The following is a 22,174-nucleotide window of genomic DNA, read 5'->3' as shown; positions in this document are numbered from 1 at the left end:
TTTGTAGTCACATCACCGATGTTTCCCAAAATAAGAGGGGATAACACCCATTTCTGCCTCATTATTTAAGTCACATCATAGAGGTGCCCAGAAATTTGGCGACTTTCTCCCCGCTATTTTTGGTCACATAGACGAAGTTCCCACAAAAGAGACACATCACGAGTGAGTATTATCTGATAATACTCACTCGTGATGTGTCTCTTTTGTGGGAACTTCGTCTATGTGACCAAAAATAGCGGGGAGAAAGTCGCCAAATTTCTGGGCACCTCTATGATGTGACTTAAATAATGAGGCAGAAATGGGTGTTATCCCCTCTTATTTTGGGAAACATCGGTGATGTGACTACAAATAGAGGCGTTTTGAGCCCAGAAACAGGGGCACTCTCCCCGCCAACAGACGTTCTGGGTCTTATTTTGGGAAACATCGGTGATGTGACTACAAATATACGGACACATTAGTGAAGTGACCGATAAAACTCTCTTCTTTTTGATGTGACCACTTATCTAACAAAAGAGGGAACAAAGGAGAAGTGACCGGCAAGATAAAACAAAGAGAGAGCGCTCTGTTAGTACAGAGGAACCAAAATAAATCCGTAGTATAATAGAACCTCAAACGTGGCTCCTTTCCGTCGGTCCAGGATCTGGAGACCAGGGTGCTGGCTTTCATTGCCTATTATGGCCAAGCCGTTCAAATGGACCTATCAAGGCCTTGCCTTGACTGCGTAAGCAAGAAAGATGGGAAGTATTATGCAGTGCTTATTCCTCATTCCGCATCCATCTGAGCGACAGATCCTGCTCGCTTCATCGCCTTCGGGCTACAGCCTGCCGAGCTGGACCCTGCCAGAGACCTGGGCAGGTCGACCAACGCAGGAACATGAGCGGGCTTTACTGCTGAATCAAGCAGTGCATGAGCAATTCGGCCTCACTACAGTCGTTCTCCTTGTCACGTCGCGGAATGCCGAGCGTCTAGCCATCTTCGAGACACTACGTCTCCCGAGCGGGCCACTTCTCGCAGGACACTGGGTCAGTGCTGAAGGGCTCGTATCCTTGCCATCCGTCGACCCAAGCCACCGCCCTCTCCTCGAAGCATGGCTTGCAGAAGAAGAACAGATAGTACAAGGTGAACGTATGCCCTGGCAGAGACGTGGATGGTTTACAGAAACGGCCTCCTGGATGGCCCGTCAATTGGAGTTGCAAGGACTGGCCTTGCCCACACCAGTCGAACAGTTGTACACCAAGTACGGAGCGTGTATGCTACGCGGCAGCACCACAGACGGTAACGTCTACTTGAAAGCGCTGCCACCCTCTTTCGCGCGCGAACCACAGCTGGTGGCCTACTTGGCTCGGCATTTTCCGCGCCTGGTTCCTCCGATTCTTGCCATCAACGAGACGCGCAACTGGCTCCTTATGCAGCAAGCGCCAGGAAGGTTATTGTCTGATCTGACCGATATGAGCGCTTGGGAGCGTGCACTCTGTACCTTTGCAGAGCTGCAAATCGCCTGCGTGAGCCGGAAAGAGGAACTGCTTGCGATTGGCTGTCCAGACCTGCGTCTCTCTGTCATCAGCGCCCAACTTGAGCCACTGTTGGACGATCAAGCAGCTTTGCGCGTCGATCAATCTGACGGACTCAGCCGCGAGCAAGTAATACAGCTGCGCACTCGCGTGCCCGAACTCCAGGCGACCTGCCACTGTCTCGCGGAATGTGGCGTCCCAGAAACCCTGGAACATGGCGACTTCAATCCCATGAATATCCTCGTACAGGATGAGCAGATTACCTACCTGGACTGGACTGACGCGAGCCTCACTCATCCATTCTTCAGTGCGCTCCGCCTGCTCTCCTATTTCTTGCCAACCTCACTCAAGGAACAGCATCCCCATCTCATCCAGCGTTTGCGCACGGCTTATTTGGAACCCTGGACCGCCTATGCGCCAATGGATCGTTTGCTGGAGGCGTTTGAACACGCGACAACGCCCATGCTTTTGCACCGGGCATTGAACTATTCCCTGCTCGATTTTACACGGCGAGGCATTCCTTGGGAACGCTCGATGGTGGTCACAAGGCATTTGCAAGCGCTCTAAACAGAGAGGCTTGCCTCGATTCTTGAACCCTTAACTCTACGCCGCAGTGGACTAGTTTTGCCGATTCCAGGGATAGGCCTCTGGCTCCTCGGGCAACTGAATATCCTCCTGTACCAGCTCGGTATGTTTGTTATACCCGCGTGGAATATTGAGCTCTTGATGATGCTGATCGACTTCAGCCTGATGCTCCTTCAACACGGCACCAATCAAATCCTTGCGACCACCAGCCAGGGCTTTCACTAAGCTGACATTGAGAAACCACCGTCGCCTGGGTTCGTTAGCACGATTCCACTGCATGATGGCATAGATCGCGCGGCGCAGACGTTCCTTGGTCGCCCCTTCCTGCCGATAGCGCGAAAGCTGAGACGTGGGCATAACGGCAAAGTGTGGTCCCTCCTGTTTCATCTTCTCCACTTCATGCAGGAGCCAGGAGGTCACCACGGGTCGCAGATCGGTCACCTGCTGACTGAGCAGATAGGCACGAATCTCTTGCAACTGCTGAGCAGAAACATCGAGGGCCTCAATCGTCCAGGCAAGAGGTTCCGTTGGCTGAGGCAGTGGGGTCGCCGCTTTCGTAGCCGCTTCATAGGCATCCATCAGGTTGCGTACCACTTCATCCTGATCTTGAGGGTAAGGAACCATCCTCTCGGAGAGATCGTCAAAGCGATCGCGCGTGGGGATCGCTAAGCGGATCAAAGAAAAAGCAGCCCCCTCTTTCCTTTTGCCTTTCTTCTTCTTGAGGGGCCGTCCCTCCGGCTTCGGTTCTTTCCTCACGCCCTTCTCCTTTGGTTGAAAGATCTCAAGCACCTCGACGCCAGGCTCCCCTACCTTTCGCCCCTGACGTCGATCAATGGTCCCATCAGAAGCAACGACCACATAATCAAAGTAGTGCAGGGCGGAAGCATAATTACGCTGCTGCTGTTCCACATCCTCCTCACCCACCTTCCCCGCTCCCGGGTGACGCTCTGGCGTGGTCACCAAGCGATGTCCCTGGATTTCGGCAATATAGGCAATGGCTTTCACCTGCTCGGGAGCATACCAGTACACCGCGATGGTGGCATAGACGCTTCTGAGTAGGTGGGTATACAAGGCGTCCCGCTCCTCATCACGGACAGGCACCAGGTCGTGAAAATGGCGATCAGCAGCCTCGCGCACTGCTTGCCCATAGCGGGCACGAATGCTCTGTTCCTCTTCGTGCGCATCCACCAGCTGCCTCAGTCGCGCGATGCCCTCGAGAACCAAAGCAGCCGGCGCCAACGTCGGAATCTCATAGGCCTGCTCACGCGAACGCCCTTTCACCTGCCCACGAAACCAGAGCGTGTACGCCGTCTTGGGTTCAAAGACAGCCGTTTTCATCACCTCAATGAAACGGCGACCGCAACACAGCGCCAGCCCCACGGCGAGCTCTGCCGGATTGTGTGACGACAACAAACGGGTGCCTCGCTCCACCAGCACGTCAACCTCCTTGAGAGGCAGAGAATCCCCAAGGCGTTCATCCAGTTTCTGACGGGCAGGAGCATTCAACTGCACCCACTCCTGCTGCGTGAGGCGAACATATTTGAGCGCCAGATGCTCCCGCTGCCCGAATCCGTGAGATAACTATTCTGCTCAGTGAGCGGCAGTTGCTTAATTTGGTTGCGCAGATTCGTCAACGGATTACGAATGCTACTCTCCGAGAGGTGACGCTCCTCACGCCAATACGCAAAGACCTCTTTCGCTAACTGAGCCAAAGCAGGCTCATTGCGTTCGTGCGCCAGGCGCTCCACCTGGGGCAACATCCCCTGCCAGTAGTCTCGCTCCCACCCGGTAATCTTTGGCATTGACCCACTCCTTCACACTCTGAAGTGCAGCGTTGTATCATTCTCGTGATGTGACCACTATTTGGTCACATCATAACCTCTTTTCTCCTCTCTAGTATACCATAATCGAGCTTAAAAAGCTATATTACACAATACACTCTTAGTGACCAGATTTTCTCTTCTCAGAGGAGAGAAGGATCCCACCCATCCTCTCTGCGCATCCCATAGGCGCGTGTCGCGTGAGCACTCCCGCCATGACACCCCTCGCGAGCAGAGAAGCAGATGAGCCGATACCGCCACCAGAACGCAAAGAAAAAGACAGCTCCTTTCTCAGCTGCTGCTCCTCATTGCTTCTCATAAACAGGTTGCTCTTACAAAACGTGGCAACCGGTTGCCACGTTTCCATGACTCTGCCAAAGACAAAGGGGCGACCGTCATAGCCACGTGAGTGAAGGTTGCTATGACGGTCGCCCCTTTGTCTTCTACCGCATTGGCGCATAACTCGTTCCTGTGTTGTGAAACATCACCTCAAGCCCATTCACCGTCACCACGAGATCCGGATGGTGGACATCGCCTGAGAAGGTGAGCGTGATTGGTGCCAGATCCGCGCCAGTCCCAACAAGGTGAGGCCCTTGCAGAAGACGAGCCTGTGCGCCATCGCCGCCGGGCACCTCAAAGATCAACACCTGCCCCTTGAGATTGAGAGCGGTAAAATGGGTTGGCACATGGGGATCCACCTCATGGCCCACGATGTGATCGACCTGCGTCGTTCGCGGATAGCCATAGCGAACGTTGTCCATGAGCGTGCTACTCCCATTCATCGCCGCCGATCCGACAAGCGCCAGAAGCAACGCACAGAACATGCCTAGCCCAAGGGGCAGGAGCCAGCTCCCTCCTCGCGACGTTTTCGGCTCTGCCGCGGCCTCCCGCACGAATTCTGGCACCTCTTCGGGTGTCGTGGGACGCCGCGCTCGCGCTTTGGCGAACTGAGAGGCGCGCGCCGTCTGAACCGCTGGCGCTTTGGCGGGCGAGGGCCTCGGACGGCGACGGACAACAAGACTGCGTGGAGCCAGACGAGGCTCCTCTCCCCCGATGGTTGCAGGCATGATGGTTCCCTCCTTTGACAAGCAAAGCACAACAAGGACGAAGAAGAAATAGAGAGGCCTGAGCCATCGCAAGGAGGGGGGAACAGCAGTCGTTCACACCAAGCATACCTGAGCCAGAGGCAAACGCACAACCCATTTTTCCACGAAGTTTTCCAGGGGGGTGTGCACGAATTGTGCATAGCTTCGCCAACGTTGGAGACAACAGCAGTCAGGACATCAACAGAAAAGGATGAATATCGACTCATCCTGTCTCACTCCCAACCGCATGCAGAGACAGCTCTCTCATACATGTACCTCTTGCGCATCTAGGGCATTGCAAATTGCTGTAATTCATGCTACAGTTCAAGATGAAAAGAGGCATTCGTCCATGGTGTGAATGCCTGCCCCAGGCGTCAAAGGAAGCAGGCGCCATTTTCCAAGGGGACAGATATATACCCGCAAACAGACATGGAGCTGACGAGAGAGGCAGAAGCATTCTCTCGTCAGCCCTGTACCAGACACGGCTGATCAGGCCAGCACTTGATCATGTCGAGCATCCCTTTTGCCCTTTCCCCGGATCCGCGCCTTGCCCCCAAAAGCACCAGAGAACACAGCAAGCGTTCTGCCCCCGTCCCTCCATGCTGCGTGAAATTCGACGGCTCTAGAGTTTCACGGGTGTGATTCATTTTTTTGCAATGAGACAAAGATGGTAGACTAAGGAGGAGAAAAGCAAGAAAAACGAGAGGAGAGGATATGAGCCAGGAAGAGAGACCTCCGTCGTGGCAGCAAAGAAGTCAGGACGTTGACCAGGCGATGCAAGAATGGCGGCGAACGCATCCCCAAGCCACCTTAGCTGAGATTGAGCGTGCCGTTGATGAGCAGATGAACCAGCTGCGAGCCAGAATGATCGAGGAAGTGGCTCACACGAGCCCACCTGAGCAGGCAGCGGGTCAGCGCCAGCCGGTGAAATGTCCTCAATGTGGAAACCGCATGCAAGGGCGTGGCAAGCGGCAACGGCGATTGCAAACCCAAGGGGGGCAAGAGGTCACCCTCACGCGTGAGTATCAGAGCTGTCCGCAGTGCGGCTACAGCTTTTTTCCCCCTCGATGAGCAGTTGGATCTGCCTGCAAGCGGGTTGATGCCTCATGCTCACCAAAGCCTGGTCCGTCTGGGAGCACGCCTCTCTTTTGAGGAAGCAGCCAGCGAACTGCACGCCCTGCTGGGCATCGAGGTGAGTGACTCACGCGTACGCCGGCAGACGTTACAAGTGGGGGCAAGCGTTCAAGCCATTCAAACCGAGCAAGCCAACATCTCGCATGCCTCTTCGTGTGGGTCTTCCTCTCCCCAACCTCTCCCCTCACGCCTGGCCATGAGCGGAGACGGAGCGATGGTTCCCTTGCGTGGAGGAACCTGGGCAGAAGTCAAAACCGTGGTCATTGCAGAGGTGCTTCCTTCGCAGCCAGAGAGCACAGAGCAGGCCAGCCGACGGACCACCAACCATTCGTACTTTTCGCGACTGGCTGATGCGACGATGTTTGCGGATCTGGCTTCAGTGGAGATCGCGCGACGAGGTATCGAGAGCGCGGAGCAGGTCTGTGCAGTGCAAGATGGAGCCGAATGGCTTCAAGGCTTTGTGCAAAGCCATCGCCATGATGCCATTCGCATTCTCGACTTTGCGCATGCTGCTGAGTATGTAGGCAAGATCCACGAGCAGGCCCAGCAAACAGGGCAGCGCTTGCCAGCACGCTGGGTGAGCGTGCTGCTCCATCAGCTGAAATATCACGGTCCAGTGCGCATGCTGGAGCACTTGCACTGGCTCAGCCAGCGCAGGGATATCCCAGCCATCACAGATGCGCTACGGTATTTTGGCAAACGCCTCCCTCAGATGCACTATCCTCAGTTTCAGGCCCAAGGGTGGCCCATTGGGTCAGGAATGGTGGAAAGCGCGAACAAGGTGGTCATGCAGGCTCGGCTCAAACGAGCGGGGATGCATTGGGAGCCAAGCAACGTCAATCCCATGCTCGCCCTGCGTGATGCCCTCTGTAATCAGCGCTGGGCAGAAGTCTGGCACCAGCAGCAACAGCGGCAAAAAGAAGATCGTCTTGCTCGCCGAGAGCAGCGCAGCCAACAGAGACGAGCTCAGTTAGAGCATGCGCTGGAAGAACAAGTCATCCATCTCTTACTCCTGTCCGTGTGCCCCAAGATCAAGGCTCAATCGGCTCCCCGCAAAGGTCGCACCGAAGGCCAAAGGCGTTGGGGGCGCATGACCTTTTCTCACAAAGCACCTTCTTGGCAAAATGCAAAAAAATGAATCACACCCGAGTTTCACCGCCCCCTTGATTTTTTCGCGATACTCAGGTATACTTTATAGGTAAGCTTTTTTGAGAGACCATGTGGGTCTCTCTTTTTTTGTGCCCTCTTCCTCACAGCACATCTCATTGTGATCCCATCCATCATCCTAGCAACACTCTTCTCCATGTGGACATCGAAATACACACCTCTGGGACGTCTCACGTTGCGTGCACATCATCTCCGGCCATGCTCACCCGGTCCTCTTGCAGCGCAACAGCTTTTCCCCAGGGAAAAGCCGTCGGCTCCTCCGCGATCGTGATCATCTCCGTAATCGGTTCGGCCTTCCTATTGTAGGATGGCTTGATGTCCAGTTTGCGATGATGCTCCGCGATCTCTTCTTCATGATAGGCCTCCAGATAGGTATTGATTGCCTCCTTCCGGCCACCGACCAACTTCTGGATCGAGAGCGTGGTAATAGACCACTGCTCCAACGGACCGTGGGTCTTGTTCCACTGCATCAGCGTATATACCGCTCGTCGATACCGTTCATGGCCTGCCTCCGGCACTTTCATCCCGACCAGTTTGGACGTGGGGAGCGCCCCGTAGCGCTCACGTTCCCCTCGCCTCGCCTGGCGGCACAGCTGCCTCGCATCCCGCACTCCGACCTCCAGCAGATACGAGAACAGATCGGGAGCACCGGTCAACGCTATCGCTTCCTGCAGCACCGCTTGTGTCTCCGCTGACAAATGAAGCTGCTCCAACGACAGCATCGGCCTTCCTTCTGGCAGGAGGCCCCCTCCTTGTTGCTCACCGGCGACCATGGCATCATGGCACCCACACCCTCTTGCTTCTTGATCCTTTTTACTGGACAGGGGAGACACATCAGTCAGCGCTTCCACTTCTTCCTGTACCAAAGCACTACGGCCTCCTCCCACCACCCCATCTTTGCTCTCCTCAGAGCGCATCCTCTCCTTGAACACCGAAAGCACTTCCACATCCGGTTCACCCAATCGAATCCCACGCCTCTGGTCAATCTTCCCGGCACCATCCGCAATCACATAATCAAAATAATGGGCGGCCCTCGCCAACTGATCCCGCCTCTCCGCAGAAGGTGCTTCTCTGATATATCGATGCCCTTCGATCGTTGCGAGATAGATGCTCGTTGAGACGGTTGCCGGACAATACCAATACAGCGCCAGGCTCCCATACACCGAGCGATAGAGCACCGTGTAGACATCGTGCTCCCCTGGAAAGAGGGGCACCCATCGGAGGACATGGCGATAGGCCGCCTCCCGCACCGCTCGTCCATACCTCAGGCTCACATCACGCCTCGTCAGTCCCTCGCACTCCACAATCCGACGCACACGCTCCACAGCCTCCACCACCAGGGACGCGGGTGCGAACGTCGGGATCTCAAAGTGGCTCTCTCGAAAATCTGATCGATTCGGCGCCCCTTCATACCACACGGAATATTTCGTCTTTACGTGAAATTGCCCTGTCTTCACGATTTCTGCCACGCTTCGCGCCTGTATTGATCACCACCCCAAGCACCACCTCTGGCCACGACCTTGCCCGCAACAGCCGTTCTCCACATGCCACGATCGCCTCAGGATCTCGTAAGCGCAGCGGATGAGCCACCTTCCTCTGCACATCCTCCTGGCTGGGCAGATTCATGTGCAACCACTCCTCCTGAGAAAAATTGAGATACTTCAGGGCAATATGCTCCCACTCACCCGTTCGTGGATTGAACCACCGATTCTCCGCTGTTAACGGCAATTGCCGCACACGCTGCCGGGTTTGGGTCAGCGGAACCCGTAAGGAGTTTGCCTTCCTCAGACCGCTTCTCCCTCGCCATGCCGCAACCTCCGCTTCACAGATGACACGAATCTCCTCTTCTTGCGTGCTCCATCTCTCTAACTCCGGAATCAACGTCCTCCATCGCTCTTCGAGCCACTTCAACGCCATACCTGTTCCCTTTCTCAGCCCCCTGCTCCCTTACCGCAACAATTGCGCACATGCCACATCGACCAGCTTCATCGTCACCCTCCTCCGCTTATTGATGCGCAACAAATACTCAATTTGAAGCAATACTTGACGCACCGATCGAAAATTTCCTTTCGTCCGCTGAAAAATAACACTCGCCAGCCTCCTCATCTATCTCGACTCCAGCCCCCTGGATATACCGCTGCAACAACACGTCCAATTCCTGAGCGTTCAGCCCGGCAAACTCCAGACGCATCCCCACTCGCGATGCCAGTGGCGCAATACTCCTCACCATCCTCTCCAGTCCTGGTCGCCCCACCAACACCAGTCCCATCTGCCCCCGGTCAAACACATCTCGCAACATCTCTAAGCTCACCGGACACAGGCGATTCGCTTCATCCACCATCAGCAAATCGACCTGCCCTGGACGAATATATCCACTTGTTGGCACATCCTCCCCATCCTTGCCCATGTCCCTGGCGACAGCCATATCAGCCATTTGCTGGATTTCCCACCGCAATAACGCCACATCCTGCTCCGTCCGCTTCGGCGTCGCGGTCACCTCCGGCGTATAGAATGCCGTTCTTGGCACCACTTCTGCCTCATTCAGATCATCCGGAGACAGCACATGACGGGCTAATCTCGGTTCAATCACATCCCACTGGCTGTACCGACGGGCCGCCTGCGTTTTCCCGACTCCTGTCACCCCAGAACAGATCCCGATCGTCCTCGTTTGCCGACTCTATTCACACACATCCACAAACATCTGATACGCCTTCGTCACAAGAAAACGCTCGAACACAGCAACAGCACCATCACTTCCACCTCCAACCTCCAGATGTTCTCCCGCAACGAGCTCGTTCCTCTTCTCCAATGGATACTCCTTCTCTCTCCTGCTCTCACTCATGCTCATATCTCTTCCACTGTGGTTCCTCTTCCTCCTGCTCAAATGGTTCCTCTCTCACCTCTTCCACCACGACCTTGCCCGCTTTGTCCTCACCACGTGCGACCGCTTGATGCGCCACTGCCTTCCACCGCGCGCGCTCTCCTTCCGTTGACACATAGCGTTCCACACTCGCTCGATGCTCTCGTCATTCTCTTCGTAACACCTCACGGCGCCTCGCACGCACTTCCACCACCTCCCCAACAACTCTCCCCTCTCTTCCCACCTCCCAGCACCTCGCTCGGCACACAAACCGCTCTCGTACATCTTCCAATGCATTCGCCAGAGGGAGATCTGGCACATACACCGCAATCTCCTCACGATTGGACGGATCATAACGCACCACCACGTCTTCCCCAACATACTCGGCTAATGCCACATCGAAATACCGCTGACCCTGGAACGCTATCCCATCTTGCTGGACTCTTCGACGCGTGGAAAACGTCAGCAACAAGTGTAGTTGTCCCAGTTTGGATGAATCAGTAAACTGGAAGTGGAGGGTCGTAGAAGAAGTGAGGAAAGCATGGCAACGGGACAAACATACGATAAGACGTTTAAGCAAGAAGCAGTGAATTTGGTGCGTACAAGCGAAAAATCGCAGAGACAAGTAGCCGAAGACTTGGGAATAGCGATGAGTACACTGAGCCGCTGGTGCTCTGAACTGGCGGCGAACGGAGAACGAGCCTTTGTGGGTAGTGGAAATCTCCAGCCAGAAGCTGAGGAGATGCGTCGCTTACGACGGGAAAATGACGTGTTGCGGCAGGAGCGTGACATCCTAAAAAAGGCTCTAACCATCTTCTCGCATCCGTAGAAGACCGTTTTCGCTTTATCGAGCATCACCGGGAGCAATTTGAGGTTCGGATCATGTGTCGAGTGCTCGCGGTTTCGGTCGGCGGGTTCTACGCCTGGATGAAGCGCCCTCCCTCGCAGAGGGAGCGAGAAGATGGCGAAATCACCAAAGAGATCGTGAAAATCTATTTTCAGCATCAGGGGCGCTACGGCAGTCCACGCATTCATGAGCAACTGCGCGATGAAGGCATCCATGTGGGCCGCAAACGGGTTGTGCGTCTCATGAAGCAAGCCCAGCTTGCTGCCCATCACACGACCCATCGGGTGTTGACCACGCGTGCTGATCCTGCTGCCACGCCAGCCGAAAATGTGCTTGAGCGTGTCTTTGAGGCGGAGCGCCCGAACGAAAAATGGGTCGCCGATGTGACGTACATTGGGCTGGATGTATTTGGCAGCCGTCTTGGATCTCTACTCGCGGCGCATTGTTGGCTGGGCCATGGCAGCCAAGCAAGATGAAGCCTTGGTAGAGCAAGCCATGGTAATGGCGATCACTCATCGCAAGCCAGAGGCCGGATTGCTTCACCATTCAGATCGTGGCTGTCAGTATACCAGCCATGCCTATCAGACGTTTCTGCAAGACCACGGGATTCGTGTGAGCATGAGTCGCAAAGGCAACTGCTGGGATAACGCCGTGATGGAACGGTTCTTCGGAACGCTCAAGCGAGAATGTACATCACGAGCACACTTTGCAACCCATGAAGAGGCCCGTACTGCCCTCTTTGAATACATTGAGGCATACTACAATCGGGTGCGCAAACATTCCACCCTGGGCTATCTCAGCCCCATTCAGTTTGAACTAATCAAAAGTTGACTTTTCACTTTATTTGAACTAATCAAAAGTTGACTTTTCACTTTAGATGATCATTCAAAGTGGGACAATAACACAAGACATCAAGGTGTTCTAACGACGGGGGCATCACTGGCACCACCCCTCCTGCCTCCCAGCGCCGCATCGGGGCCTCTCCTATCCCCTCCTGCACCTGCGTGTGATAGCGCAGAGCGCAACCAGGTCCGAAATATCGCGTCAAATTCCTCTAGCGTCAGACACGCCCCTGGTCTGCTCTGCCTGTCACTCTCCGCCTGCAACCGCCAATCCACCCCTCGCGTGCATATCCGGGCAGATCCACTAACAACTCTTGTTCCACCGTCCGAAAAAAACGCTCGATTTTTCCTCGCCCTCGGGGTCGCCCCTGCTGGGAATAAAGCAACTCAATCTTCAGATCAACCGCCAGGGCTTGCACATGATTCGACGTAAAGTCACTGCCATGATCACTCTACAGGCTCTCGGGGATCCCGCAGATGGGCCAACGCTCATCACACGCGCGACCAAATCGCTCCCCGTAACGCCAACGCCGTTTGCGCGGCTGATAACCCTCCCCAACGAGAGCCGATATCCGGTAATACAACGACTCTAGTCGTCAAGCACGATCGTCAGATACGGTTTGCACGCTCTTCCACGCTCGTTCACCAGCCAGATAGGCAATCGACAATGATCCACCTGCCACAGCTCATTGGCTCGACTCGCGCGCAAAACGAACCAGCACCTCAAACTGCTCTCGATACGCCTTCGCTCCCTCATGTGCCAGCGTCTCCAAGGCTGGCGACAACCTCCTCACGATTCGATACACGCGGATCATAGCTCGGCTCCTTCCATCCCTGCTCCCTGGCCACACGACACACCTTTCGATACACACTCGTCAGCTGCGGACGTGGTCGGCTCAGATATAACCCCTCGATCAGCTCGATCTCCTCCTTTGACAAATCACGACTGTGCCCACGATCTGCTCGTTCCTCTCGCGCCAGGCCCACCAATCCCTGCTCTCGGTAGCGCTTGATCCACCGCTGCACCGTCGAGGACGACACTCCATGCGCTCGCGCCACCTCCGCTTGCGACACCCCTTCTTCCACGCATGGCCGAATCTTCGCAAACCGCTCCAATGCGCGGCTCCCGTTGCCTTTCACTCAACTGCGCACTCGTCTTCGCCTGAGTTCTCATCGGCTTCCTTTCCCTTTCCTTTCTCTCCTGGGTGCTGGCACAAGATAAAAAAAAAGAGCCATTCCTGTCAATGGCTCTAGGACTTCCTAGCATCTCCCTCGCAAAAAATTCATTCAATTATTTCGCAAATCTCATACCATATCTTCCCCTCGGTAGGACTTCATGATATTGTTGGCGAATGAGCAGAAGCTATGCAACAGCTACTTGCTTGACAGAAGCGAGCAGCTCTGCAAAACGAGAGGTTGGCGTGGTTGCCAGCTTCGCTTCTGCAATCCAATGACAAGCCCGAAGCATGTTGATGGAGGTCGCTGTTAGAAACGCCTGGAGATTGAGTTTTTTCATGCCAATGTATCGGGATCTGCGTATCTCACAGGTACGTACACTTTGAGCAACGGTTCCTTCAATGCCTGCTCGCGCTGCATACAACGCCCGGAATTCAGCGGTTTTCTGACGTTTTCGAGCCTGCTGAAGTGCCACATAGCTGGCTTCATCTGGTCGCAAAATGAGCACTTTGGCTGCGGTTGACGAGCACTTCTCATGAAGTGTGCAAACCCGACAAAGGGGAAGGGGAAACCGGATACGCAGACTTGGCTTTCCATGTCGATCAGGGATATGTCCCCAATCTCGGCTTGTCTGCCCAGCCGGACACAGGACCTGTTTGGCCTTCCAATCAATGTGGAAGTGGCTATGATCAAAACGCCCAGCTTCTTTTGAGGCCCAACTGGTATCAGGAAGAACCGGCCCAACCAGATCAACCTGGTGGCGATGCTGACTCGTGGCAAGCAGTTCGGCGTCCACATAGCCTTTATCGACCAGGTGCTGGCTGGGGAGAAGTTGCTTGCCAGCCAAGCGTTCATGAAGATTTTCCATGACGTCTCCATCTGGGAGCGTGGATGCTGTCGTGGTAACTTCGAGCACAAAATGAGGCTGATCAGCGTCACATCCTTCGGTAAAATGCACTTTGTAGCCAACCCATCCTGTCTGCTTCTTCTTGCTGTATCGCGCCTCCACATCATATGGCGATTGGATCAAGAGCGCTGCTGGGGGAAGCTCCTGATCTTTTCTCCAAGGCGTTCCCTGCTCACTCGCGTGATACTGCTGGATCCAAATCCTTCGCAGAATCTCTACTGCTGGGAGTTCTTGTAACCAGGCATGGGTTGTGCTGCCCCAGATGCTCTCCAGGAGCATTCGGCCGTCAGCTCCAATCTGCTCTGCGAGCTCTTGACGCGCTTTCTCGTCCTTTGGTAAACGAAAGTCGCTAAAGCGCGATCTGTATCGTTTTTCCCATTCAGGTTGAACACGCTCAAGAAGCCAATCGGGAGCTACTTCTGCCAGGATATTGAGGACATGGCGCATGGCTTCTCCAACACCTTCAAGACGGTTCACAGCTCGAATAGCTGCCAGAACATGCGTTGAATCCGTGCGTTGTTTGCCTCGCGCTTTGATCCAGCCTCGTTCTCGGAATTGAGATAACATGAGATCAAAAAGACGGCGCTCAGCTTGATTAGCCAGGAGACGACCACGAAATTCACTCAACACGGAAAAATCAAATCCTGGATCCTTGATTTCCAAGCGGAAGCGCGTATTTCCAATCAATGCGCGTTTTCACTGCATCCGCTGCTTGCCGATCCGTTAACCCCTCTGCGTATTGCATCACCATCGCCAAAGCGAGCCGCCAAGGGGATTCCGCTGGTTGTCCTTTTGCTGGAAACAGGTCCAAGAAATCTTCATCCTGAAAAAACGTTCCTAATGCATCTCGCATATGAATACATGTATTTCCCTTGGGCAAAATGGCGCGTGCTATCTGTACGGTTTCTTCTGGGATTGGCGGGATCGCTTGTGGATGTAGTGACATGGGTTCTCTCCTGAATGCTTGTCTTTTTTGTGCTCCTTTAGTATCTCATATTTTGCTCCATATCAATTCGCCAACAATATCTTAGTGGGGAGCTACCTTCCCCTCTCTCACGATGCGTTTTCTTTGCTTCTCTTTTTTGCACGCTTTTTGCTCGATGCTCTCTGTCTTTCCCTCCCCTACCCTCCTCCTTCACTCCCTGATCTGCCTCTCCCCTTTAACGACTATAAGAAATGGTCCGCCCAAATACGTCGCACATAGTCCCTTCTTTTTACATACAAATTTACACTTGCTCCTTCTCTCGCTCTTTGCCAACCAGGTGTGCCTCACATTTGGCCAGATCTACGCCAATGAGCTCAAACATCGATGTAGTCACACTGGAGACAAGTGGCATCTTGATGAGGTGTTTCTGACCATCAATGGGAAGCGAAGCTCTCTTTGGCGAGCGGTCGATCAATATGGCACCGTGCTTGATATCCTGGTTCAAAGCAAGAGAAATAAAAAAGCTGCCAAGAAGTTCTTTCGCAAACTGCTCAAAGGTCTTCAATATGTGCCAGTGTGATCATCACCGACAAACTGGCCAGTTACGCTGCAGCCAAGAAGGAGATCATGGAAAGTCGCGAGCACCGGCAGCACAAAGGCCTCAACAATCGAGCTGAGAATTCCCATCAACCGACACGACAACGAGAACGCAGCATGCGCCGCTTCAAATCCCCTGGTCATGCTCAACGCTTTCTCTCTGCCTTTGGACCCATCTCAGACCACTTTCGACCACGACGACATCGGCTTCATGCGTCAGCATCTCGTGCGCTCATGCGGGAGCAATTTCAGACATGGAACGACATCACCAGCATGCAGCAAGCTGCGTAGCAAACGCAATTCCCCTTACCTTGCACTTCTTTTTCTCTTCATGGGCCTTTTTTCAGAAAAACGTTTTGCTCTGATCAATAAGTTGACAATACCATTCCTTGCCTCCCAGATCTGGACCGTCTGATCTTCGGAGATCGAGACGATACGCGTCCCATCGGGGGACCAGGCGATTGCCCAAACCGCTGATTTGTGGCCCCGGTAGACCAGGACCGCTTCTCCAGATGAGGCCTTCCAGACCTGGATGGTGCGATCCGCGCTGGCGGAGGCGATGCGCGTTCCATCAGGGGACCAGGCGACTCCATGAACAAAACCATGATGCCCTCGATAGATGAGGCGAGGGCCCACCATGCGATTCCTGCTCCTCCGGCAATCCCTCCAAGAACAGCGCGCCGAGAGAAACGTGGGTGGCGCGATCCCGCCTGTTTCCCTTCTGTTGGGGTCGGCTTACTCCACTTTCTCTACATGTGCTCCAATAGTTTTCATAAGCTCTTCTACACCGTATATCTCATCTCCAAATGTGATGGGGGCTTTCCTTTGTTTTGAGTGAATAATCCATATGCTCCTCCTATTCGAACCTGAATGGCCGTATCCACGAAAGCGAAACCGTCTCACCAATTCGATTTCATTCCAGTGCAATGCCTGCACCAACTTCCCCTTTATGTACACAAAACCGTCCGTATAGACGTACACACGCCATTTTCGTTGGAAAAATGCCATAAGAAGGGCGAACGAAAAAACAACAAGGACAATCACAATAGCAAGAATGCCCTGTGGTGAACGGAGTCCACCAGCGGCAATGACCGGTCCAATCAGAGCTATAAGCACCAGTACGGCACAGCCTGCAAAGGTATTGAATTTGGTCCCATATTGCTCCTGCGGCTCGCCAAGTTGATACGTCTTCCCCAATTGGAATACCTCCTCCGGAAAAGGAGGCTTCATGAATTCATATGGTTCCATTAATGACTCCCTAACGCGCGCTCACTTTACCCCTGTTTTATCACCTGAAACGTTTGAGGTGCATACTTTTTTGCATCCTTGATCAATTCCTGACGCGTTTGCTCATTCAAAAACCCATCCAGCGGCAGCATATGGGAAAAGCGGCTCATCTGGACAGCCAGCAAGGCCCACCCTTGAATAACAGGGACCTGTTGTCTAAGACCGTCCTCAACGGAAAGCCCGAACACAGCAGGCCGATAAAAAATGAAACCCTCAACCCGCTTAGCGGGCTGATACAAACGCGTAGAGTACGCGCTGTTTCCACCATACCAGTCTTTGCTTAGCTCTTTGATGTTGTCCCAGGGAGTGTAGACCTTATAGCCAAGGCCATTCAGTATCACACCCTGTGGAGAGGTTATCAGACGCATGCGTCGAAAGCCAAGAAAGACCAGAATGCCAAGAGCAGGCGGAATAGCCGCCAGAATAAGCACCACTATGCGTGACGCTATATCAAGAGCTATGCTAGACAGTTGAATGAAAGGCACGCCCAAACCAAGACCAAGGGCAAGAATAAGCAGATGCGCAACTAGCAATATGCTGTTCTGCTTATAGACTTTTTGTGGGGCCAATGCTGAGGACTGAGTCTGAACCATTTGGTGCCTCCTTTTAAATTCATAGTTTTAGTCGCATCCTCTGAAACAAAAGCGATCTTGCTGCCATCGGGAGACCAGGCAACCGTGGGCATCACACCAGACAGGACTGGAATACCTTATTGTGAGGTGAGTACCATCGAGAGGTTATCGGCACACGCAGTGTTGCCAGGACCTTCAAGGTTCGTGGCTTTGATAAATGCCAAGGTAATATCAATTTTTTGCGTATTTGCGGGTAGTAGCCCGGTCCGATTGCGAAACATCATGCTTGTTTGATTGTGTCGATCAGCAGCAGAGACTGGACCAATCGCAACGCCTCTGATCATATGGCCTTTCGCATCCAGAAAGCCCATAGTGACCGAAGCGTAGTCAGGTCTATTTGCATAGCCTCCCAGATACGCGCTGAGCGTAAATCGAATGGTACCGCTCTTAATCTGATCGGAGATAGCAGAAAGATCAATCACCTGTTCCAGTGCAGAAAGCATATTATCGCTAGGGCCACCAGAAAAGTAGTTGTTTCCACGACTGGCCGGACCAGCTTCATGAGCGCTCATCATGTTTGTCTCTTTATCGTTTGAGTACCGCAAGACATTGCTTTGACTGTGTTGCGTCCAACCTGGAATAGCAACCAAAGTGTTTCTATCAGAAGACCCTTGTCCACTTTCGGCATCACTATTGGTGATAAGGTTTTTGTTGAGAAGCTGAGAAGAAGAGAGACTCACAGGCAGGTTGCCACAAGCTACAAGCCCAAGCAAAAAAAAACAGGCTGAGCAATAGGGAAAATCGCTGAATAATCTGAGAAAACGTTTTAAACATAATCAAGCTGGTGAGTCTCGGCATAGCCGCTCTTTCTTCGGCAAGGATACCTAGACTCAAACTCCTTTCAGCAGTAAATCTATGAGCACTCCATTATAAGATCTAGCTGTCTCTCAAAGAGCAGGGCACGTTTCGATAGATGCAAAGAGCGTTTCGTACTTGTTGTCATCAGGGATTCCTTTCTTTCCGTTACGGCTTTTTAGGGAAAGGCGAGGCGCCCAATTTTGCCGCTTCGGTATTCAGTAAACCAGATTGTCCCGTTCGGACCTGCAGCAATATCGTAAGGCACGCTTCCAGCCGTGGGAACAGCATACTCGGTAATGGCCCCTGTCGTGGTAATGCGTCCGATCTTATTCGCTCCGCTTTCTGTGAACCCCCGCCAGCCTGGCGTTGCTAGTGCGAGGTCGCAGGCGCGCCCGGCATCCCAGTTTCATCCGGGCAGAACTCGCTGAAGCGGCGCTCTCGGGGCAGGCAGTTTCTGTCGATCACCATGCGTTTTTCAGGCGTATCAGACGTGAGGGATAACTCATGCGTCTCTCAGGAAGGGAGCGTCAGGCTGCCGATTTTAGACGCTCCTTTCTGGAAGAACCAGAGCGTGTGATTGGGAGCAAACAGCAGGGATGTGAAAGAACTTCCTGTGGAGGCGATCCCAAACTCGGTAATAGAACCGCCGGGGGTGATACGCCCGATCTTCCCGGTTCCGTTTTCGGCGAACCAGAGATTGCCGTCTGGCCCGAGCAGTAAATCGGAGGGCTGGCCATTAGCTGTTGGCATGGAAAAGACGCTGAATTTCCCGGTGGGAGTCAGGCGCCCGATTTGCCCGCGCTGATGGCTGTCGGACTGGATAAACCAGAGATTGCCATCTGACCCGGCAATGGGAGGTTCTAGAACACTTGCGGCGTCTTCATCGACAAATTCGCGAATTTGCCCTGCTGGCGTGATGCGCTCGAATTTCTTAAGCTCCATTTCGATGAACCAGAGATTATGGTCTGGCCCAACCAGCAGATGATCAGGTTCACCATCCTCGTTAGAGGTTGCAAATTCACTGAGAGAGCCGCCAGGTGTCATCCGTCCAATTTTGCCCGTGTTGGTTTCGGTGAACCAGAGATTACCATCCGAGCCTACGAGCAGATTGTCAGGGCCAGCACCAATGCTTGGAATGGGGAAGACGCTGATAGAACCGTTCATGGAGATACGGTCAACGCTGTTTCCCTCTAATTCAAGACCCCAGAGATTGCCATCTGGCCCGACAACCAGGGAACTCGGCTCATCTCCCATGTTCTTTCCAGGGAGCAGAAATTCGCTGATGACTCCGGCGGAGGTAACGCGAGCAATTTTATGTGGAGACACCGGGAACCAGAGATTGCCATCTGGCCCGGCTGTTGGGAAGCGGGGACCATCGAACCTATTACTCAAGGCGAACTCTTTGATTTCACCGGCAGGAGTGATACGGGCGATTTTGCCCTGCAAGCCCTCATTGAGCCAGAGATTATGGTCAGGACCCACCACAAGCGTGCTCAGGGAAAGATCTGCATTCGCCAGGCTGAACTCGCTGATCTTTCCAGAAGGTGTCAGGCGAGCAATTTTATGGGTGTCAACTTCCAGAAACCAGAGATTGCCATCTGGCCCGGAGAGCAACCTTTGAGGAGATTGAGAGGATGTAGGAAATGAGAACAAGCTGATAGTAGGAGAGGGAGCATGTGAGGATGAGGAAGTGGTTGTGCCACATCCGGCGACGAGAACAAAGCCAGACACCAGAACAATGGCCAGCAGGAACTTCTGCCATACTGTTCTTTGCATATTCAATATCCCTTCTTGTTGAACGATCTTTTTCTATCCCGGCTCCTGGTACCTGATACACATAACAATGTGTATAAAGCATGTATTGTGTATATGCGTGTGGGACAAAGAGGAATACAGGAAAGAGGGAGTAAGGTCCTCCTCAAAACTCACCAGTAATCAGCCCCTCAAAATCTCCACAAAGAGGCTCACATAGCCTCCGTTGGGAACGGATGTCGTCCCCAGCCCCGCTTTTTGAGCAGGCGAACTGGGATAGCTCACTCCGCTGACCATATCTGGACAGTGGTATCGCGGCTCCCAGAGGCGAGCGTTGAGCCATCAGGCGACCAGGCGACAGCAAAGACAAAATCGGAATGTCCACGGTAGGTGAAGACATCTCCCCCATCAAGAGCATTCCAGACCTGGACCGTTTTATCCCAACAGCTTGAAGCAAGACGTTTCCCATTGGGAGACCAGGCAACTTGAGACACCATATCTGTTTGGCGGCGATAGGTCAGAACCTGCTTCCCTGTGCTGACGTTCCAGATATGCACTCCTCCCACTGAGCTAGCGGCGAGTTGTGTTCCATCGGGGGACCAGGCGACGCTAGAGACTGAGGCAGCAGGCCCTTTATAGGCAGCAATCTGGCTCCGCGTCATCACATCCCATATCTGAACCAATTCGTCTCCGCCTGAGGCAAGGCGTTTCCCATCAGGGGACCAGGCCAGGGAAAAGGCAATTGTCCGCCCAATCGTGGCAAGGCGTTCTCCATTCGTCGCGTCCCAGATCTGGATGGTCGTATCCTCTGAAGCAAAAGCGATCTTGCTGCCATCGGGAGACCAGGCAACCGTGGGCATCACACCAGCCAGGACTGGAAAGCGAGAGCGCATATGGCCATTCCTTGCATCCCAGATCTGGACCGTCTGATCTTCGGAGATCGAGGCGATACGCGTCCCATCGGGAGACCAGGCGATTGCCCGAACCTCTGACTTGTGGCCCCGGTAGACCAGGACTGCTTCGCCAGACGAGGCCTTCCAGACCTGGATGGTGCGATCCGCGCTGGCGGAGGCGATGCGCGTTCCATCAGGGGACCAGGCGACTCCATGAACAAAACCATGATGTCCTCGATAGATGAGGCGAGGATGAGGTGAGGAGACCCACCATGCGATCCCTCCTCCAAGAGCAGCCAAGGCTGCTCCTCCGGCAATCCCTCCAAGAACAGCGCGCCGAGAGAGACGTGGGTGGTGCGATCCCGTCTGTTTCCCTTCTGTTGGGAAGCCATGAGTGGGAGATGACAATGGGTGCTGATTTTCAATCATAAGAAATCCTTCGTGCTTGTTATCATCAGAGATTCCTTTATGGACAGGGCCGCTTCTACTTTTCCAGCCGCATACGCTTGTATATTACTAAACAGCACTTTGATGAGCCTACAATCTTTGCAGTACTACCCTCTCCTTGAAGCCGGTTAAAAATTCCCTGCTGACCCGCCGCCAAAATTGTCTCGCCCGTCTCCATAGCGTATCTGCTGATCTCCCGATGAAAGCTGAGGGACTGCCTGCCGTCCCCCCAATCCGAGGAGTCGCCTGATGAAACCGACAATGGACCCGAGAATGACGAGAGCCACGACGATACCTAGCAGGATCAGCACCGCTCCCCCGCTCCCGGAACTCGTGCTAGAAGTGTAGTTTTTGAGCGAACTTTCCAGTGATTGAATGGCCGCGAGCGTCGCTGAAGTGAAATGATTGCCAGCAGCCGCGTTTTTGAAAGCCTGTCCAGCAGTGGTATATTGCGCCTTGGTCAACGGAACCTGGGACCCCCCCACTATGGTGAAGTAGCGATGCACGACATCGATGGCAATCACGATCAACCGTTTACTGGCCAGGTGAGCGCTGATCGTGCGCTGCACAAAATCAGACGCGGTTCCGCTGAACGTGCTGGTCGTATAGACATCGAGCGGGTAGGCCAGTCTTGAGCCCTCACTCATCACCTGCTGGACATTCAGTACTTCTACCGGATCGCTGATGCGCACGGTATCAGCCTGTACAGGGAGCGAGACCGCAAAGAACAGACAACAGGCGGCGAGAAGAGCGAGCAAGCTCAAGCTCAGGGGACGAGGCTGCCAGCGAAGCTGTTTTTTCATCGTGATGTTCTCCTGGTGTGAGATGTGGACCATAGAAAACGGCTCTGGCAGAAGCGAGAGCGTGACTATCAGGGATGATACGAGAAGCGTCCACTACACGGTATGA

20 protein-coding genes and 3 pseudogenes are annotated in these 22,174 nt (G+C 53.8%); 6 read left to right on the top strand and 17 right to left on the bottom strand.

All coding sequences use genetic code 11. The annotated features are described in order from the left end of the window. Positions 1 to 746: 746 nt before the first annotated feature. Positions 747 to 2,078, top strand: coding sequence for a phosphotransferase (locus JMJ16_RS35100; protein WP_201389134.1), 1,332 nt, complete (start codon positions 747 to 749; stop codon positions 2,076 to 2,078). A gap of 51 nt (positions 2,079 to 2,129) precedes the next feature. Here JMJ16_RS35100 and JMJ16_RS35095 read toward each other — a convergent pair whose 3' ends face one another. From JMJ16_RS35095 to JMJ16_RS35085, 3 genes are all read right to left on the bottom strand, one after another. Beyond that, positions 2,130 to 3,608 (bottom strand): protelomerase family protein, encoded by a 1,479-nt coding sequence (locus JMJ16_RS35095; protein WP_236601830.1) that lies wholly within the window; start codon positions 3,606 to 3,608, stop codon positions 2,130 to 2,132. Beyond that, the gene (locus JMJ16_RS35090; protein WP_201389132.1) at positions 3,599 to 3,898 is read right to left on the bottom strand and encodes a hypothetical protein; all 300 of its coding nucleotides are present in this window, start codon (positions 3,896 to 3,898) and stop codon (positions 3,599 to 3,601) included. The genes JMJ16_RS35095 and JMJ16_RS35090 overlap by 10 nt, the downstream gene beginning before the upstream one ends. 461 nt (positions 3,899 to 4,359) lie before the next feature. Further along, complete coding sequence (locus JMJ16_RS35085; protein WP_201389130.1) at positions 4,360 to 4,983, bottom strand: hypothetical protein; 624 nt, start codon at positions 4,981 to 4,983, stop codon at positions 4,360 to 4,362. 732 nt (positions 4,984 to 5,715) lie between these two features. Between JMJ16_RS35085 and JMJ16_RS35080 the strand changes: the two genes are divergently transcribed. Further along, positions 5,716 to 6,072 (top strand): hypothetical protein, encoded by a 357-nt coding sequence (locus tag JMJ16_RS35080; RefSeq protein WP_201389128.1) that lies wholly within the window; start codon positions 5,716 to 5,718, stop codon positions 6,070 to 6,072. Further along, on the top strand, positions 6,020 to 7,273 hold the full coding sequence (locus tag JMJ16_RS35075) for an ISKra4 family transposase (protein ID WP_201389126.1): 1,254 nt from the start codon (positions 6,020 to 6,022) through the stop codon (positions 7,271 to 7,273). The genes JMJ16_RS35080 and JMJ16_RS35075 overlap by 53 nt, the downstream gene beginning before the upstream one ends. A gap of 199 nt (positions 7,274 to 7,472) precedes the next feature. On the opposite strand, the gene JMJ16_RS35070 is transcribed toward JMJ16_RS35075, so the two are convergent. The 5 genes from JMJ16_RS35070 to JMJ16_RS57475 form a co-directional block, all read right to left on the bottom strand. Then, positions 7,473 to 8,720: a protelomerase family protein gene (locus JMJ16_RS35070; RefSeq protein ID WP_236601829.1), complete on the bottom strand. Its 1,248-nt coding sequence runs from the start codon at positions 8,718 to 8,720 to the stop codon at positions 7,473 to 7,475. After that, complete coding sequence (locus JMJ16_RS35065) at positions 8,710 to 9,219, bottom strand: hypothetical protein (RefSeq protein WP_201389122.1); 510 nt, start codon at positions 9,217 to 9,219, stop codon at positions 8,710 to 8,712. The genes JMJ16_RS35070 and JMJ16_RS35065 overlap by 11 nt, the downstream gene beginning before the upstream one ends. 109 nt (positions 9,220 to 9,328) lie before the next feature. Then, complete coding sequence (locus JMJ16_RS35060; RefSeq protein ID WP_255553276.1) at positions 9,329 to 9,961, bottom strand: AAA family ATPase; 633 nt, start codon at positions 9,959 to 9,961, stop codon at positions 9,329 to 9,331. Positions 9,962 to 10,136: 175 nt separating this feature from the next. Further along, complete coding sequence (locus tag JMJ16_RS35055; RefSeq protein WP_201389118.1) at positions 10,137 to 10,298, bottom strand: hypothetical protein; 162 nt, start codon at positions 10,296 to 10,298, stop codon at positions 10,137 to 10,139. 30 nt (positions 10,299 to 10,328) lie between these two features. Beyond that, the gene (locus JMJ16_RS57475; RefSeq protein WP_374229142.1) at positions 10,329 to 10,631 is read right to left on the bottom strand and encodes a Mu transposase C-terminal domain-containing protein; all 303 of its coding nucleotides are present in this window, start codon (positions 10,629 to 10,631) and stop codon (positions 10,329 to 10,331) included. Positions 10,632 to 10,703: 72 nt separating this feature from the next. On the opposite strand from JMJ16_RS57475, the pseudogene JMJ16_RS35045 reads away from it, so the two are divergent. Then, positions 10,704 to 11,840 (top strand): annotated as a pseudogene (locus tag JMJ16_RS35045) (IS3 family transposase). 430 nt (positions 11,841 to 12,270) lie between these two features. Next, a complete protein-coding gene (locus JMJ16_RS35035; RefSeq protein WP_201382927.1) occupies positions 12,271 to 12,444 on the top strand; it encodes a hypothetical protein in 174 nt (57 codons plus the stop codon). A 160-nt stretch (positions 12,445 to 12,604) separates the two neighbouring features. Here JMJ16_RS35035 and JMJ16_RS35030 read toward each other — a convergent pair whose 3' ends face one another. Together JMJ16_RS35030 and JMJ16_RS35025 are read right to left on the bottom strand one after the other, a co-directional pair. Next, positions 12,605 to 12,937 carry a helix-turn-helix domain-containing protein gene (locus JMJ16_RS35030; protein ID WP_374229141.1) on the bottom strand — a complete coding sequence of 111 codons (333 nt, stop codon included), beginning with the start codon at positions 12,935 to 12,937 and terminating at the stop codon, positions 12,605 to 12,607. A gap of 277 nt (positions 12,938 to 13,214) precedes the next feature. Beyond that, positions 13,215 to 14,880 (bottom strand): annotated as a pseudogene (locus tag JMJ16_RS35025) (IS1182 family transposase). Between the two features lie 223 nt (positions 14,881 to 15,103). Here JMJ16_RS35025 and JMJ16_RS35020 point away from each other — a divergent pair. After that, a pseudogene (locus tag JMJ16_RS35020) lies at positions 15,104 to 15,747 on the top strand (IS6 family transposase). 15 nt (positions 15,748 to 15,762) lie between these two features. Here JMJ16_RS35020 and JMJ16_RS35015 read toward each other — a convergent pair. The 7 genes from JMJ16_RS35015 to JMJ16_RS34980 form a co-directional block, all read right to left on the bottom strand. Beyond that, the gene (locus JMJ16_RS35015) at positions 15,763 to 16,095 is read right to left on the bottom strand and encodes a WD40 repeat domain-containing protein (protein WP_201389112.1); all 333 of its coding nucleotides are present in this window, start codon (positions 16,093 to 16,095) and stop codon (positions 15,763 to 15,765) included. A 96-nt stretch (positions 16,096 to 16,191) separates the two neighbouring features. After that, the gene (locus JMJ16_RS35010) at positions 16,192 to 16,704 is read right to left on the bottom strand and encodes a DUF6585 family protein (RefSeq protein WP_201389110.1); all 513 of its coding nucleotides are present in this window, start codon (positions 16,702 to 16,704) and stop codon (positions 16,192 to 16,194) included. Positions 16,705 to 16,730: 26 nt separating this feature from the next. Continuing rightward, a complete protein-coding gene (locus tag JMJ16_RS35005; RefSeq protein WP_201389262.1) occupies positions 16,731 to 17,336 on the bottom strand; it encodes a hypothetical protein in 606 nt (201 codons plus the stop codon). Positions 17,337 to 17,452: 116 nt separating this feature from the next. Continuing rightward, the gene (locus tag JMJ16_RS34995; protein WP_201389106.1) at positions 17,453 to 17,890 is read right to left on the bottom strand and encodes a hypothetical protein; all 438 of its coding nucleotides are present in this window, start codon (positions 17,888 to 17,890) and stop codon (positions 17,453 to 17,455) included. Between the two features lie 796 nt (positions 17,891 to 18,686). After that, positions 18,687 to 19,949, bottom strand: coding sequence for a hypothetical protein (locus tag JMJ16_RS34990; protein WP_201389104.1), 1,263 nt, complete (start codon positions 19,947 to 19,949; stop codon positions 18,687 to 18,689). Between the two features lie 257 nt (positions 19,950 to 20,206). After that, positions 20,207 to 21,247: a WD40 repeat domain-containing protein gene (locus JMJ16_RS34985; RefSeq protein ID WP_201389102.1), complete on the bottom strand. Its 1,041-nt coding sequence runs from the start codon at positions 21,245 to 21,247 to the stop codon at positions 20,207 to 20,209. A 146-nt stretch (positions 21,248 to 21,393) separates the two neighbouring features. Next, the gene (locus JMJ16_RS34980; RefSeq protein WP_201389100.1) at positions 21,394 to 22,068 is read right to left on the bottom strand and encodes a hypothetical protein; all 675 of its coding nucleotides are present in this window, start codon (positions 22,066 to 22,068) and stop codon (positions 21,394 to 21,396) included. Positions 22,069 to 22,174: the final 106 nt, after the last annotated feature.

The organism is Ktedonobacter sp. SOSP1-52 (genome assembly GCF_016587395.1).
This window is presented reverse-complemented; position numbering and strand designations above follow the sequence as displayed.